This window comes from Acinetobacter venetianus RAG-1 = CIP 110063 (assembly GCF_000368585.1).
GTDB classification, from domain to species: Bacteria; Pseudomonadota; Gammaproteobacteria; order Pseudomonadales; family Moraxellaceae; genus Acinetobacter; species Acinetobacter venetianus.
On record NZ_KB849558.1, the window covers coordinates 426,629 to 441,170 of the forward strand.

18 protein-coding genes are annotated in these 14,542 nt (G+C 38.0%); 10 read left to right on the plus strand and 8 right to left on the minus strand.

Annotated features, from left to right (window positions below; translation table 11 throughout):
- Positions 1 to 38 precede the first annotated feature (38 nt).
- Positions 39 to 1,292, plus strand: a complete 1,254-nt coding sequence (locus tag F959_RS07480; protein WP_029424897.1) for a serine hydrolase domain-containing protein — start codon at positions 39 to 41, stop codon at positions 1,290 to 1,292.
- Here F959_RS07480 and F959_RS07485 read toward each other — a convergent pair.
- Together F959_RS07485 and F959_RS07490 are read right to left on the minus strand one after the other, a co-directional pair.
- Positions 1,289 to 1,813 (minus strand): GNAT family N-acetyltransferase, encoded by a 525-nt coding sequence (locus F959_RS07485; RefSeq protein ID WP_004878777.1) that lies wholly within the window; start codon positions 1,811 to 1,813, stop codon positions 1,289 to 1,291. The two genes, F959_RS07480 and F959_RS07485, sit on opposite strands and share 4 nt — an antisense overlap.
- The gene (locus F959_RS07490) at positions 1,814 to 2,398 is read right to left on the minus strand and encodes a TetR family transcriptional regulator (protein WP_004878778.1); all 585 of its coding nucleotides are present in this window, start codon (positions 2,396 to 2,398) and stop codon (positions 1,814 to 1,816) included.
- 126 nt (positions 2,399 to 2,524) lie between these two features.
- Between F959_RS07490 and F959_RS07495 the strand changes: the two genes are divergently transcribed.
- Positions 2,525 to 4,015, plus strand: a complete 1,491-nt coding sequence (locus tag F959_RS07495; protein WP_004878781.1) for an MFS transporter — start codon at positions 2,525 to 2,527, stop codon at positions 4,013 to 4,015.
- Between the two features lie 40 nt (positions 4,016 to 4,055).
- Here F959_RS07495 and F959_RS07500 read toward each other — a convergent pair whose 3' ends face one another.
- Both F959_RS07500 and F959_RS07505 read right to left on the minus strand, forming a co-directional pair.
- Positions 4,056 to 4,649 carry a Maf family protein gene (locus F959_RS07500; protein ID WP_004878784.1) on the minus strand — a complete coding sequence of 198 codons (594 nt, stop codon included), beginning with the start codon at positions 4,647 to 4,649 and terminating at the stop codon, positions 4,056 to 4,058.
- Complete coding sequence (locus F959_RS07505) at positions 4,649 to 5,032, minus strand: DUF2237 family protein (RefSeq protein WP_004878785.1); 384 nt, start codon at positions 5,030 to 5,032, stop codon at positions 4,649 to 4,651. Before F959_RS07505 ends, F959_RS07500 begins: the two co-directional genes overlap by 1 nt.
- 139 nt (positions 5,033 to 5,171) lie before the next feature.
- Here F959_RS07505 and F959_RS07510 point away from each other — a divergent pair, with 139 nt between their 5' ends.
- Complete coding sequence (locus tag F959_RS07510; protein ID WP_004878786.1) at positions 5,172 to 6,359, plus strand: phosphoglycerate kinase; 1,188 nt, start codon at positions 5,172 to 5,174, stop codon at positions 6,357 to 6,359.
- A 153-nt stretch (positions 6,360 to 6,512) separates the two neighbouring features.
- The gene (locus F959_RS07515; RefSeq protein ID WP_004878790.1) at positions 6,513 to 6,755 is read left to right on the plus strand and encodes a hypothetical protein; all 243 of its coding nucleotides are present in this window, start codon (positions 6,513 to 6,515) and stop codon (positions 6,753 to 6,755) included.
- 47 nt (positions 6,756 to 6,802) lie between these two features.
- Here F959_RS07515 and F959_RS07520 read toward each other — a convergent pair whose 3' ends face one another.
- Positions 6,803 to 7,186 carry a hypothetical protein gene (locus F959_RS07520; protein ID WP_004878791.1) on the minus strand — a complete coding sequence of 128 codons (384 nt, stop codon included), beginning with the start codon at positions 7,184 to 7,186 and terminating at the stop codon, positions 6,803 to 6,805.
- Positions 7,187 to 7,383: 197 nt separating this feature from the next.
- Between F959_RS07520 and F959_RS07525 the strand changes: the two genes are divergently transcribed.
- From F959_RS07525 to gspM, 5 genes are all read left to right on the plus strand, one after another.
- Positions 7,384 to 7,962: a nitroreductase family protein gene (locus F959_RS07525; protein ID WP_017196914.1), complete on the plus strand. Its 579-nt coding sequence runs from the start codon at positions 7,384 to 7,386 to the stop codon at positions 7,960 to 7,962.
- Between the two features lie 39 nt (positions 7,963 to 8,001).
- A complete protein-coding gene (locus F959_RS07530; protein WP_004878794.1) occupies positions 8,002 to 9,075 on the plus strand; it encodes an NAD(P)H-dependent glycerol-3-phosphate dehydrogenase in 1,074 nt (357 codons plus the stop codon).
- A 207-nt stretch (positions 9,076 to 9,282) separates the two neighbouring features.
- Positions 9,283 to 9,738, plus strand: coding sequence for a SixA phosphatase family protein (locus tag F959_RS07535; protein ID WP_004878795.1), 456 nt, complete (start codon positions 9,283 to 9,285; stop codon positions 9,736 to 9,738).
- Between the two features lie 41 nt (positions 9,739 to 9,779).
- Entirely contained in the window at positions 9,780 to 10,919 is a 1,140-nt protein-coding gene (gene gspL / locus F959_RS07540) for a type II secretion system protein GspL (RefSeq protein ID WP_004878797.1), read from the plus strand.
- Positions 10,919 to 11,398, plus strand: coding sequence for a type II secretion system protein GspM (gene gspM / locus F959_RS07545; RefSeq protein ID WP_004878798.1), 480 nt, complete (start codon positions 10,919 to 10,921; stop codon positions 11,396 to 11,398). Before gspL ends, gspM begins: the two co-directional genes overlap by 1 nt.
- Before the next feature lie 115 nt (positions 11,399 to 11,513).
- Here gspM and F959_RS07550 read toward each other — a convergent pair whose 3' ends face one another.
- The 3 genes from F959_RS07550 to F959_RS07560 form a co-directional block, all read right to left on the minus strand.
- Positions 11,514 to 12,215 (minus strand): LuxR C-terminal-related transcriptional regulator, encoded by a 702-nt coding sequence (locus F959_RS07550; protein WP_004878800.1) that lies wholly within the window; start codon positions 12,213 to 12,215, stop codon positions 11,514 to 11,516.
- A gap of 201 nt (positions 12,216 to 12,416) precedes the next feature.
- Positions 12,417 to 13,016, minus strand: a complete 600-nt coding sequence (locus F959_RS07555; protein ID WP_004878802.1) for a phage tail protein — start codon at positions 13,014 to 13,016, stop codon at positions 12,417 to 12,419.
- Positions 13,017 to 13,065: 49 nt separating this feature from the next.
- Positions 13,066 to 13,422, minus strand: coding sequence for a helix-turn-helix domain-containing protein (locus F959_RS07560; RefSeq protein ID WP_004878803.1), 357 nt, complete (start codon positions 13,420 to 13,422; stop codon positions 13,066 to 13,068).
- Between the two features lie 233 nt (positions 13,423 to 13,655).
- Between F959_RS07560 and F959_RS16795 the strand changes: the two genes are divergently transcribed.
- Positions 13,656 to 14,542: ESPR domain-containing protein (locus F959_RS16795; RefSeq protein ID WP_004878804.1), on the plus strand; the 887-nt coding region annotated here is incomplete at its 3' end.

Below are 14,542 nucleotides of genomic sequence, written 5' to 3' on the forward strand. Positions count from 1 at the left end.
GGATATTTAAAAATATAAATATCATAAGGATGCGTACATTGATTAAAGAGATTTTGTTTGCCGATACACATAATTATCATGGCAATGTTGATGACCGTTTCGCTGATCTAGCAACACAATTTAGCCGTTTACAAGATGCGCGAAGTCATCAAGGCGGTGCGGCTTTAGTGGTGTATTTTAAAGGCCAAAAAGTTGTTGATATTTTCACTGGTAAGAAATCTCAGAATGAAGCGTGGCAAGCTGATACTTTGTCGATGTGCTATTCAACTGGAAAAGGAATTTTAGCCACGCTCACGCATATTTTAGTGAGCGAAGGTATATTAGATTATGATTTACCGATTGCGCACTATTGGCCAGAGTTTGCACAAAATGGCAAACAAGCAATAACTGTACGAGATGTACTGTCTCACCAAAGTGGTTTATTCGATATTCGAAATACCATTGAGACAGCAACAGAAATGTTGGATTGGTCGCATATGCTAGATGTTATGGCTGCTGCTACACCACGTTTTTCAGCAGGACAAAGCTTTGCTTATCAACCGCTCACGTATGGTTGGATTATTGGCGGCGTTCTTGAGAAAGCAGCAAAACAACCTTTAAGTTGGCTCATGCAGCGCTATCTTGTACAGCCACTTGAACTTGATGGTGCATATTTTGGTACGCCAACTTCGGAGTTGGGGCGTGTCGCACGGTTATTAGAGAAGCCAAAATCTCAATCTCAAGCAAAACCGCAAGCACAAAAGCCTCAAGCCGCTCGTAAAGCATCTTTATCAGAAAGATTATTAGAGTTATCTGGGCAAAGTCCACAAGATTTCCAAGATGCGATGATTCCAAAAGGAATGCGTAATTTTAGTTTTTATAGTGATGCGGGTTTACAAGCAGTCATTCCCGCTGCAAATGGTGTTTTCACTGCAAATAGCCTTGCAAAAGTATACGCAATGCTTGCTAATCAAGGACAGTGGCAGGGGCAACAACTGATTCGTCCAGAAGTCTTTAAACAATTGAGTACGGTACAAAGCAAGACTCGTGATCGAGTGATGCCGATTCCTATGCATTGGCGTTTGGGTTATCACCGTATCTTAACGATGGGCAAACGTGCACCGCATGGCTTCGGTCATGTTGGTTTTAATGGTTCAGGCGCATGGTGTGATCCAGAGCGAGAACTCAGCTTTGCTTATACGCACAATTTTAATATTACTTCAGCTACAGGCGATTATCGTTTGTGGGGCTTAAGTCAAGAAACTTTACGTTGTGCAGATGAAATTCTAAAAGGAAGAAAAGGCTGGTTTTAAGTTAATTGGTCTAAATACGGGGGAATATGATAAATGACAGCGTCATATTTCCTCTCAGTCTTTTTATCTGCAACTGCGCCACCTAAAAACTCTGCCAGTTTCCGACTTACATAATTATGAATGGCAACGGGATACAAAAAATATTTAGGTTGTATTTTTTCAGAAGCCCAGCGGAAAACTTCGTAAATCGACTCTTTGGCAAAACCTTGATTGTGATAGTCTTCTCTGATCCAAAGACCTAGCTCTGGTGTGGGTGTTTGGGTGCGATGTACACCAATCAGACCAATAAAAATATGCGTTTCTTTACACCGTAAAACAAAGTGATAATCTGTATTCTCTGATTCGGCTAGCAGCCATTGCTGTCCAATTTGTTGTAAAGCTTCAAAATTCTCAGCAGGTTCCCAAGCCATATAGCGAGTTAAGGTTTTGGTAATACAAGGGTATATATCTACTAGATCATCCATTTGAAATAGAAATAGATTGACTCTTGAGCTTTGTAATATTGGTAATGTGTAATTCATTTAATTTCTAAATAGCTCTGCTTGTAAAATAGCTTCGGTATGTCGTTTAAAGTCTGCATCATTTAGACCATTCAGTCCTAATTTATATATACCTTCTAGACCGCAAACAAAAGCAATTAATCGCCAAGCAATGTCTTGGCTATCTGATTCAAAGTTAAATTCACCTTGGTTTTTACCCTCATTAATCATTCGGACAATTGAGCGATGCCAATCTTGCATCGCTAGATTATAGGCATGTTTGATTTCTGAATCTTGATCAATCAGGATTTCAGCTTCATTCCACAGACGGAGATAGGGCTGAATTTGCTCAATATTTTCACAACCCAATAAAAGAGAGACACGTTGTAAATAATTTACAGTATTTACTTGGTCTTCAATTTCATCGAGTTGTTGCATAAGTTTGATAAAAGCTTCTGCTTTAAGGTGAGAGTTTGATGCAAAATGATGATGAACTTGTCCTGTGGAGGTTTGTGCTTCGGTTGCAATACGACGAACAGTCATCGCTGAAAATCCTTCATTTAAAGCAACATGCATCGCTGCTTGTAAAATCATTTCACGGCGTTGTTCTCGATTTAAATAAGCCATTTTTCTGACCAAAACTCGTTTTGTAAAAACAGATACAAATTAACTTATATTTTAAAGTTGGACAAGTGTTCAATTTTGCTTATAATTACACCAATTTGAACAGTCGTCCAAAATTTAGAGGCATTTATGTCACGCAAGTGGTTAATTCTTGCAATCATCGTATTGATCTATCTTCCTGTTTCGATCGATGCAACTGTTTTACATGTCGCTACACCTACATTGAGTGAGTCACTTGGACTATCAGCAAATGAGATGCTGTGGATCATTGATATTTATTCACTGGTTATGGCTGGTCTTATTTTGCCAATGGGTGCCTTGGGTGATCGTATCGGTTTTAAACGATTGATGCTTATTGGTGGTCTATTATTTGGTTTAGCGTCTTTAGCTGCTGCATTTTCACCAACAGCTTTGACTTTGATTGCATCAAGGGCATTACTCGCCGTTGGTGCAGCGATGATTTTGCCAGCGACTTTATCTGCTGTACGTAATACTTTTTTAGATGAGAAAGAGCGTAACTTTGCTTTGGGTATTTGGGCGACTGTTGGTGGTGGTGGTGCAGCCTTTGGCCCATTGCTTGGTGGTTTTTTACTTGAGCACTTTCATTGGGGCTCAGTTTTTTTGATTAATGTGCCAATTATGCTTGCAGTATTAATCATGACAGCTTTAATAATTCCAAAGCAAACAGGGCAACCCAAGCAAAGCTTGAATTTATTGCAAGCGCTTATTTTAGTTGTGGCTATTCTAAGTATGATTTATGCCATTAAATCAGTGATGCATGGTTTTTCAATTTGGTCGGTACTGATTTTTGCTGTGGGTCTGAGTTTGTTGGTTGGGTTTGTACGTAAACAGTTAATTTCTGATGCTCCAATGATTGATATCCAATTGTTTAGGCATCCTGTGATTGCGACAGGCGTCATCATGGCCATTTTATCAATGATGGCTTTGGTTGGATTTGAGCTATTAATTTCTCAAGAATTACAGTTTGTTTATCAGCTTTCACCACTTGCGGCAGGCGCATTTATCTTACCATTTATGATCGCCATTAGTTTGGGTGGGCCAATTGCAAGTTTGTTGGTGAATCGCTTTGGTCTACGCTCAGTTGCGTCACTTGGAATGTTAATGAGTGCGATTAGCTTATGGGGATTGGCGCATACAGATTTTATGGATGCACAAATATCGGCTTGGGCATGGATGGTGGTTTTGGGATTAAGTGTGGAAATCGCATTATTGTCGTCCACCTCAGCAATTATGTCTTCTGTACCTCCGAGTAAAGCGACAGCAGCAGGAGCAATCGAAGGAATGGCATATGAATTAGGGGCAGGGCTAGGAATTGCATTTTTCGGTTTGATGCTTTCATGGTTTTATGCCAACTCAATTATTATTCCAAATGAGTTGCCACATGCATTCATTGAGCAGGTGAGTGGTTCAATCGGAGAGGCGATGCAAGTCGTCAAACAGTTACAGCCTACGCTTGCTGAAACAGTCATTGATGCTGCGAAACAAGCATTTAGTCAATCACATCGTTCTGTGCTGAATGTCGCTGCATTCCTGTTTTTGATATTGTCTATTTTTATTTGGTTTGCTTTACCAAAGAAAGTGACCGTTGTTGAAGAATAAAGATTACCCTTAGTTTGATCATTCAAGCTAAGGGTATTTCTCAGGGAAGATTCAATCCGAATTTTCGCAAAATCCTACACAATTGAATCATGGGTAAGCCCATCAACGTAGTTTGATCATCACCTACCATTTTTTCAAATAAGCTAATTCCTAAGCTTTCACATTTAAAACTACCTGCACAATGCAGGGGTTGGTCTATGTCAATATAGCGCTCGATTTCAGCTAAAGTGAGTTCTCGGAATTTGACCTGATAATGTTCTACGAGCGTTGTTTCAAAACCTAATTGGAAGTGTTGAACGCTGAGTGCAGTACTGAAAAATACGGTTTTACCTGAATTTGCTTGTAGCTGTTGAATGGCATTCTCAACAGTTAATGGTTTTCCAATAAAGTCATAGGGCGCATGTTCACGCCACGCCACTTGATCAGACCCAATGACGATGGCATTAGGATGCTTTGCGGAAATAACATGAGCTTTCTCATATGCCAATCGTTTAGCTAAATCATCGGCATGTAACTCACCATCTGCTGACTCATCAATATCAGGCGAGATACAGCGATAATCAATGCGCAGACGACCCATCAAATCTTTACGGGTTTGGCTACTAGAAGCCAAGATCAATTCTAATGGCTTCATTAGACCGCATATTCCACAAGAATATTGAGTGGTACATAGTGTAAAACAGCATTATGGCAAGCATTCAGCTTAATTGGAGGAGCATGTCCTGCTTCATAAGCCTCAACCCAACGGGTCACACAAATACACCAGAAGTCACCTGGTTTTAGGCCTGGGAAACCTACTTCGGGTAATGGAGTAATTAAGTCATTGCCAACTTTTTGTGAGAAATTAAGAAAATCTGAAGTCATTTGGGCGCACATGGTGTGCTGACCTAGATCAGTAACTGCCGTATGGCAAAAACCGTTACGAAAATACCCAGTGATTGGGTCATAACAACAGCTGGATAAAGGTTCGCCAAGCACATTTAAGCGATTAATTTTAGGATCTGGATGAATAGACATAATAATATATAGATTTAATGACGATGATTATCATAATCAAAAGTGAAGCTTTAGACAGCTTTTCTGCAAAAAAACTCACCTTTATTTCAGAGAATCATTTAAAATTGTGCCGTTTTTAAAATCAACTAGAGAGCCATCCATGAATTTTCAGCGCATGACTGACCTTGATTTAGCAGGTAAACGTGTTCTTATTCGTGAAGACTTAAACGTTCCTGTAAAAAATGGGGAAATTACTAGCGATGCACGTTTACGTGCTGCATTGCCAACCATTAAAGCTGCTTTAGAAAAAGGCGCAGCAGTTATGGTGTTTTCTCATCTTGGTCGTCCTGTAGAGGGTGAGCCAAAACCAGAACAATCACTTGCTCCTGTAGCGGCGTATTTAACTAAAGCTTTAGGCCAAGAAGTAAAATTATTTACTGATTATTTAGATGGTGTTGAAGTCGAAGCAGGTCAAGTTGTATTGCTTGAAAACGTTCGTTTCAATCATGGTGAAAAGAAAAATAACGAAGAGCTTGCTAAAAAATATGCAGCACTTTGTGATGTATTCGTCATGGATGCATTTGGTACAGCACACCGTGCAGAAGCTTCAACTGAAGGCGCAGCACGCTTTGCTCAAGTTGCTGCGGCGGGTCCTTTGTTGGCAGCTGAATTGGATGCTTTAGGTCGTGCAATGCAAACACCTGAAAAGCCAATGGTCGCAATTGTTGCGGGTTCTAAAGTTTCAACCAAACTCGATGTACTTAATTCACTTTCTACAATCTGTGATCAATTGATCGTCGGTGGTGGTATTGCAAACACATTCTTAGCTGCTGCTGGTTTCAATGTGGGTAAATCACTTTACGAAGCTGATTTAGTTGAAACAGCAAAACAAATCGCTTCAAAAGTAAGTGTGCCATTACCAACTGATGTTGTTGTTGCTGATGCAACTCAAATCGATTTTAGTGACTTTTTGGGTTCTTTAGCAAACGCTCAAGCAGTTGTTAAGAAAGTAGAAGATGTTGCTGATACTGACATGATTTTAGATGTTGGTCCTGAAACTGCGAAAGCTTTTGCTGAGATCTTAAAAACTTCAAAAACGATTCTTTGGAATGGTCCAGTGGGTGTATTTGAAGTTGATCAATTTGGTGAAGGGACGAAAGCACTTTCATTGGCGATTGCTGAATCTGCTGGTTTCTCAATTGCAGGTGGTGGTGATACGCTTGCTGCGATTGATAAATATGAAGTTGCTGATCAGATTGGTTATATCTCAACAGGTGGCGGTGCTTTCTTAGAATTTGTAGAAGGCAAAACTTTACCTGCTGTTGCTGTTTTACTCGAACGTGCTTAATTGCGTTAATCGATTGATTTACAATAAAAGATAGAACTAAAGAGCTGATGTAAATCAGCTCTTTTACTTTTGCATTACAAAGTAGTCATAAAATTGTCATATATTTGAAATATGATTGTCATCAACTTAACCAAGTAACTGTGGAAAGCCGTGATGAAATTTAAATTAACTCTTGCCGCTTTAATCATTGCACCAATCATGTTAACTGCATGTGCAAAAAAAGAAGAAGCGAATAACGCTGAACAGCAAGAACAAGCAGCTTCAACTGTAGCAACACAGACTACTCCAGAACAACAAGCTGCGATCGATGCGATCGATAAACCGAATTTAGATGAAAAGAATACTGATGTTGTAGAAGGTGCAGCATCAGAAGTAGCAGCGAGCGAAGCTCAGTAAGCTATTCTGACATAAAAAGCCGATGTGATTACATCGGCTTTTTTTATTTAAGCATTTGGTTTGCAGTAGAATGTTAGGGTGGTTTGATAATCATCATCTTTAGCCAAAGACGCATTTTTACCAGTCAATGTTCCGATGACACCTGCGGCGGCTTCAACCATTTTTCCAGTTTGTTCGTCGACTACACCTTTTAATATACCTTGATAAGTCGTTTTCTCATCTACCACGACAGGTGATGTATTTTTAGTACAAGTTTTTTGTGCTGCACTTACCGCATTATTTTTTGAAATAAGATTAGTTTTGCCAATTCCAGTCACTTCATATTGGTTATTTTCTTTTTGAATCGCGATAGTGTTGGTTGGTGTAGAGGCGCATGCCGTTAATCCAAGTGCTAAGCCACCTAATACACTCATCATCAAAGTTTTTTTCATTGCTTTTTCTCTAGTTACTACATAATTGTTTTATTTGAACATACAACTTTTGATTGCTTTAGCTGATTATGTACAGTTTATGCTGAGGGTCTGTTAAATTTTTAAAATTGATCGTGAAGCGCGTAGGGGATCAGTAGTGGAAATTAGACATATTATGCTAATCTAGCGAAATCCTTGTGTTAGTTAGATTCATGTCAATGACGGACTCAAATATCGAGACAATTCATCAAAATATCCATCAACGTCAATCTATTGGTCAACTCGTTGAGCCAGCTCCAAATTCAGAACAACTCGAAAAAGCTGTCCAAGCTGCATTAACGGCACCAGACCACCATCGTTTGAAACCAACTCGTTTTGTGATTGTTACTCCAGAGCAAAGGGCTGCATTTGGCGAGCAGTTAGCCAATGCTTTAGCTGATTTAGGTGAGACAGACTCATCTCAGTTGGACAGAGTAAAACAACATCCGTTCCGTGCTCCGATGTTAGTCCTCGCTTTAACGACGATACAAGATCATCCTAAAGTTCCTCATTTTGAACAGATTCTCAGTACAGGTGCTGCGATTCAAAATTTCTTGCTTTCCTTGCAAGCGCAAGGTTTTGCAAGTATGTGGCGCTCTGGCGCAGTGGTTGAATCAAACTGGTTAAAACAGCAACTTGGTTTGAAAGAGCAAGATCTCATTTCGGGCATTATTTATGTTGGAACGGCAGCAAAAGCAATTCCGCCACGGGCTGAAATAGATAGCCAAGCATTTATGAAAACATGGCAAGCGACTTAAAATTTTTTTAGATTTAAAAATAGAGTTTCAGGATAAAAAATGACAGAGTTAAAATTTAGTGATTTAGTTGAGCCTGTTGCGGTCGATCAAAAAACAGCATTAAGAATCACCGTGTTGGGTGGCGGCAGTTTTGGTACTGCTATGGCAAATTTAGCAGTACGTAATGGTTGCGATACCATGATTTGGATTCGTGATGCTGCTGCGGCTGAAGAGATCAATCAAACGCATATCAATAAACGTTATTTACCTGATTATCCATTAGAGCCTGCATTACGTGCAGTTGCCGACTTAGAGCTTGCAGTAAGAGATCGCGACATTATTCTTGTTGCAATTCCGAGTCATTCATTCCGTGATGTATTAAAACAAATTGCGCCGTTTATTACCTCGCAAGCTGTAGTTTCACTCACGAAAGGGATTGAAGCAAAAACTTTTAGCTTCATGAGCGATATTATTCGTGAAGAATTACCTGAAGTCCCTTATGGAGTTTTGTCAGGTCCAAATTTGGCAAAAGAAATTATGGCAGGTATGCCATCAGGTACAGTGATTGCGAGTGAATCTGAATTGGTTCGCTATGCTGTGCAGCATGCGTTGCACAGTGCTTTATTCCGTGTGTTTGGTAGTGATGACGTACATGGTGTAGAGCTTGGTGGTGCATTAAAGAATATTTACGCTGTGGCGATGGGAATGGGTGCGGCATATAACATTGGTGAAAATACCAAGAGTATGATTTTGACCCGTGCTTTGGCTGAAATGAGTCGTTTTGCGGTTAAGCAAGGTGCTAATCCATTAACTTTCTTGGGGTTGTCAGGTGTTGGTGATTTATTTGCAACCTGTAATAGTCCACTAAGCCGAAATTATCAAATTGGTTTTGCCTTAGGTTCAGGTAAAACATTGGATGACGCAACCAAAGCTTTAGGACAAACGGCTGAGGGGATCAATACAATTGTTCAAGTTCGTGCTAAAGCGGAAGAACTTGATGTGTATATGCCAATTACTAATGCTTTATATGAAGTTATTTTTGAAAATGCGCCACCGATGACGATCGCTTTATCTTTGATGAAAAATGGTCATCGCAGTGATGTCGAGTTCGTACTACCACATCATGAAGTGTAGGGTGGCTTTTAGGTCTTTCAGCAAACAAAGATACTGGCACCAATTAAATATCTTTTAATTGGTATTATCTCAATCTTTTAAGCTAAGGCTGGGATAAAAAATAGATATATTGGCCCTTTTTAGAAAGGGCCTGGTAAAGTGATGATAGATTTATCAAATTGTCATCAATCATAGTTAAAATATAGAGATAAGAAATAAGGTATTTTTATGCAACTCACTTTAGTTCGTCACGGTGAAGCTTCTCCAGCTATTGATGGTGATGATATCAAGCGTCCATTAACACCGCGTGGACATCAGCAAGCTGATCAAACAGGACATTTTCTAAAAGATGTCATTCGACCTGAGATTTTTATTGTAAGTCCTTTGCTGCGTGCTCAAGAAACATTGTCACATATTAAGGCACACTTTGAAGGTATTCCTGTTTTAATATGCGATAAAATTAAACCTGATGATGATGCTAAAGATGCGATAGAATGGTTGTCAAAACTACCATATGAATCTATTGCAGTTGTATGTCATATGAATGTCGTAGCGCATATTGCAGAACAATTAACACATGAAAGTTTTAATCCATTTGCATTAGCCGAAGCGCGTATTTATGATCAGACTGTGATTGCAAATGGCTTATCGACACAAAAGAAACGTTTTACGCCAACAATATAAATTTTATCTATCCTAAGCGGATAAAAGGGTAATTAAAACCGATGCTGTATATATGGATGCCCGAAACCAATGGAACATGGTATTGGTCGGCAGGGGAAAATTGGTTCGTCGCTGAAAGTCTTGAACAACTCATTCAAGATTTACAAGAGCATCAAGGGAAAGAGACGACTGTTTTTTTCCCGAGTCGAAATGCTCAAATCTTGCAACAAACAATGACGAAAGCACATTACAAACAGTTGGGGCAAGAAGGAATAAAATACCTCCTTGAAGAGTTTGTAACTTTACCTATTGATCAAATGAAAGTCGTTCATCATTTTCAAAATGATCGACTTAATATTTTAGGCGTAGCTCAATCATCTATTGAAACTTGGCAGCATGCATTAAGTTTATTACCTATTCAAATTGTTGCTTTTTTACCAGACTTTTTGATGTTACCTGAACCAGAACAGGCCGAAGTTGTGATCGCAAATATTTACGATCATTTGCTTGTTCGAGAAAATCTTTGGTCTGGTAACTCCGTTGATGACTTAGGTCTATTTCTTGAGTTTCAAGCACCAGAAACGCAATACAAGTTTGCTAATCTCAATATTCAACAATTAGATAGTTTGGCAACTGCTTCGAGTAAAGATCAGCGCAGTGAGTTTAGTTACCAATTTCAGCAGTTACAGCGACCTAGACAGCATCCGTTTAATGTTCTTCCAAAAGCAAAAAATGCTGATGTGCAATGGTCTGGCTACTGGAAAGCTGCTGCAATCGTTTTTATCGCCGTAATTTTCGTTCAGTTGACTTATGATGCTTTACGCTGGGCTAAGCTCAAAAAGGTGGGGGATCAAACGGCAGCCCAAGCGATTGATCAATATAAATATTGGTTCGGTGAAAACAGTCGTGTAACTGAACAAAATATAAAAAGTCAGTTTGAAAGCCAGCTCAGAATGAGCCAGTTAGGTGATACGCAAGCATTGTCACTGTTGAGTCGTGTTGGTCCTATTCTAATGCAAAAACAAATCCTTGCTCAGCAAGTGAATTACGATGCATCTGAATTGACGATGTCATTGAAAGCCAAATCATCGGATGATTTACAAGCATTAACTCAACAGTTGAATCAACAAGGATTTCAGGCTGAATTAGGTAACGTGCAAGCTGATACAGTAGGTGCAATCGGGGTGGTAAAAATAAAATAATGAAAGCATTTACAGGAATAAAAAACCTTTTTGATCAAAAGGTTGAAGCAGTCAGTCAGTATTTACAGAGCTTGTCTGTTCGTGAACGTGTTATGGTGGTTTTCACTGCAATATTTTTAACAGTTGTGATTATCGGTTCTGCACTTTGGAAAATGCATTCTTTAGCAGATCAGCAACAGACACGTTTAAATGAACTTAAAGATTTAACGGTTTGGATGCAGAGTAATGCTGCAACGATGAAGCCTGCGAATGATCTTGATCTTACACCAGCAGATAAAATTCAACGGACTGCTCAACAGCAGGGCCTAGCAGTTTCATCACAACAAAGTGGTGAGCAAATCCAAATCGTCGCAGAACATCAAAATTATGCTGTGCTTGCTAATTTTTTAATGCAATTGTCTCAGATGGGATTAAGTATTCAAAAAATGGAAATGGTTTCTAATAATAATCAAATTAAATTATCAGCGACTGTTGAATAATTTAATTTTCAGAAGCCTTTGAAATATATTTAATTGAGGTGTTATTTAGTAATAAATGCACCTTTATTTATTTTAAAAATTAAGTGAATTTTATTTAATAAAGATTGTATTTATTTTAAAAAAGGCCAAGAGAATATGCAATTTTAATGGCTTTAGAGCGACTATCGACTGAAAGTTTGCTGTAAATATTGCGTAAATGTGCTTCTATGGTATACCGTGATAAGCCTAATTCATTTGCAATATCTTGATTGTTAAACCCTTGAGTCACAAATTCTAAAATTTCTAACTCTCTTGTAGATAGATTTTCAGGAGAATGTTCAAGCTTAATTGGCTGTCTTAGTCTTGCTGATAAAATGATACGCACTAAAAATGGATCAATAGGAATTCCACCTTGTAAAATCTGCTTGATTGACATTGTAACTTCAACATCATTTCTTTCTTTTAATAAATAACCAGTCGCTCCTGCATGAATTGCAGTCAAGACGGCGTCTTTTGTATCCCATTCAGAGATAACCAATATTAAAGTATTCGAATTCTGTTGTTTCAGGGTTTGAATAAGCTTAGTTCCATTTCCATCAGGTAGGTTTAAATTAACTAAGGCAAAAGCAACTCTGTTTTCTTTAACAATAGAAATAGCGTCTTTAAGGGTATTTGAAATGATCAAATCACTATTTTTATAATTTAATTTAATTAATAAGTTTGTTAACCTATTTTGAAGTTTTTGGTCTTCTTCTGCAATTAACACGGGTTTAGGCAAGATGGTGCTCAAGATATTTTTGTCAAATAAATCTTGCCTTTCCTGTAGTTGCTCAACCATGATTTTATTCTATTGTTATCTGTGTTTAATTATTATAAACATGTGGTGTTTATTTTCTATATCTTTGTTAAATAATTTTGATAATATTGGGTCTGAATTTTATTTGTTAGTTTGTTTTAATATGCTTTTTAATAATTGTTTATGTGGTGATAATGAGTTTCTATTTAAATTATTATCAATAAATAGAAACCCATTTATAAATTAAGAACGAGAAGGGTAAATACCTTGCAAACTAATAATGTAATAAAGCACAAGATAAGGGTTTGTGATATCGACAGGAATACTGCCACCTGCAATTGATGTATTTTGTTGAGGTAATGGTATGTTCGCAGGCGAACTTACAGGCTTCATATTCATCAATTGGCTTGGATTTTGAGTAAAAGTATCAAAAATACCGCCTGTAGTTGGATCATTTGCATTTGCCCACACAGCATTTGACGGATCACTTGTATTTCCTCCACCGTTGCTTGCTTGCAATGTTAAAGAGATTGCAGTTGAAACGGTTTCAGCAGGGACAATGTGATTATGTGCAGGCAAGTTGGCAACAGTTAAGGTCGTACTGCTATGACCAGCACTTTGACCCAATTGATTGGTATTATTGTGCCCCATTGCAAAACGACCACCTAAATTTGGAAGAGCAAAAGTAGTTCGACCATCACCACCATAAGTTGTGCCTAACAAGCTGAACAAAGCTTGGTATTGGGCTATTGATAGTAACTGCCCATTACATGCTGCCCATCCCTGAGGGACAAAAGTATATGGAACAAGAATAATTTCCCCTAAATATGGATCTGCGCTCATAATTTTTACCTATTATTTTCTTGAAAAGTTGTTGATGTTTATGTGCCATTTAATTAAAGGAAATTTGTTTTTGTCTGAATATCCCCAAAACATCGTATTTTTCTTGAAGACCTCTTAATTTTTTATTAATTGATTTACGATGGCTATAGATTGTTTCAACTGTTAAATTTAATTCCTCAGCAATATCTTCACTACAAAGATCTTGGGTCAGTAATTCAATAATTGTACTTTCTCTAGGAGTAAGTAAGTTTAGAAGTTCTAAATAATAAGGTGAAAATTGAATCAGGCTAGCACGATGATGGATTTTAAGTTTTTGGTAAATTCTTTCTTGATGTGTTGTGACTGTGCGATCACTAATACATAGTTTTGCGGCAATTTCTTTAATTCTAAAACCATGAGCTAACATTTAAAAAAATTTCATGTTCTCTATGACTTAATAAGGTGGTGTTGTTCATATTATTCCTTTCTAGAAAAATCGTTGTTGTTTGCAGCACGGTTATTAAAAAGTAAATGTCTAAGTTGCACATCATTGAAATTTGTTATTTAAAAAAATTAAATTTATACCAAATTTCAATGATTCATTGTTTTAGAAAATATTCTCTAATTTATGTATTTATACTCACAAAAGTAGGGAATAACATGAACCATATCTTTAAAAAAATTTGGAGCAAAGCTCAAGGGTGCATCATTGTCGTATCAGAAAATGCTAAAGGTGCGGGAAAGACCAATAAGTCGATATCTGTTTCGGAATCATTAGATAATATTAAAAACATCAAAAAATTAAATAATTTCACCTTGACCTTGAAGCCAATCACGATGGCTATAAGTTTAATTTTTACAACAATATATTCGCAACAAACATTTGCTGAACAGGTAATTACTTGTGGTGCTCAAGGGGCAAATACCAATCCGAGTATCGCAACAGCTGGACTAAATAACTCAATTATTTCACAGCAGTATTGGGGAACGCTGTATTGTTTAAACCAGCCATCTGGAACACTCGTTTCTGATAATAAGTTATTAAATGACGATATGAATGTAACGATTAGCACAGACACTTTAAAGGTGGGGACAGGGGGAATTACTTCCAAGGGTGCGCTCGGAAATGATATTGGTAACGGTGAAATCTCTTTTAATAGCAATAAGATTACCAATCTTGCAAATGGTACTTCTACAAATGATGCAGTGAATTATGGGCAGTTAAACTCTCTGGCCGCCGCTTTAGGCGGTGGAGCTGGTTTTACAAATGGTTTTTTTGGTAGTCCCACATATACGATTCAAGGATCTAACTATAACAATGTAGGCAGTGCGTTTAGTGCCGTAAATACAAAATTGACAAGTTTACAGAGCCAAATTGACAGTTTACCTACTGGCGCTGGTGCAGATGGTAAAAGTGCTTATGAAATAGCGCAAGATAATGGATTCACTGGCGATGAGACACAATGGCTGGCATCTCTAAAAGGCGACAAGGGTGATAAAGGTGACACTGGAGCGATAGGTGCAACAGGTGCGCAAGGTGACAAGGG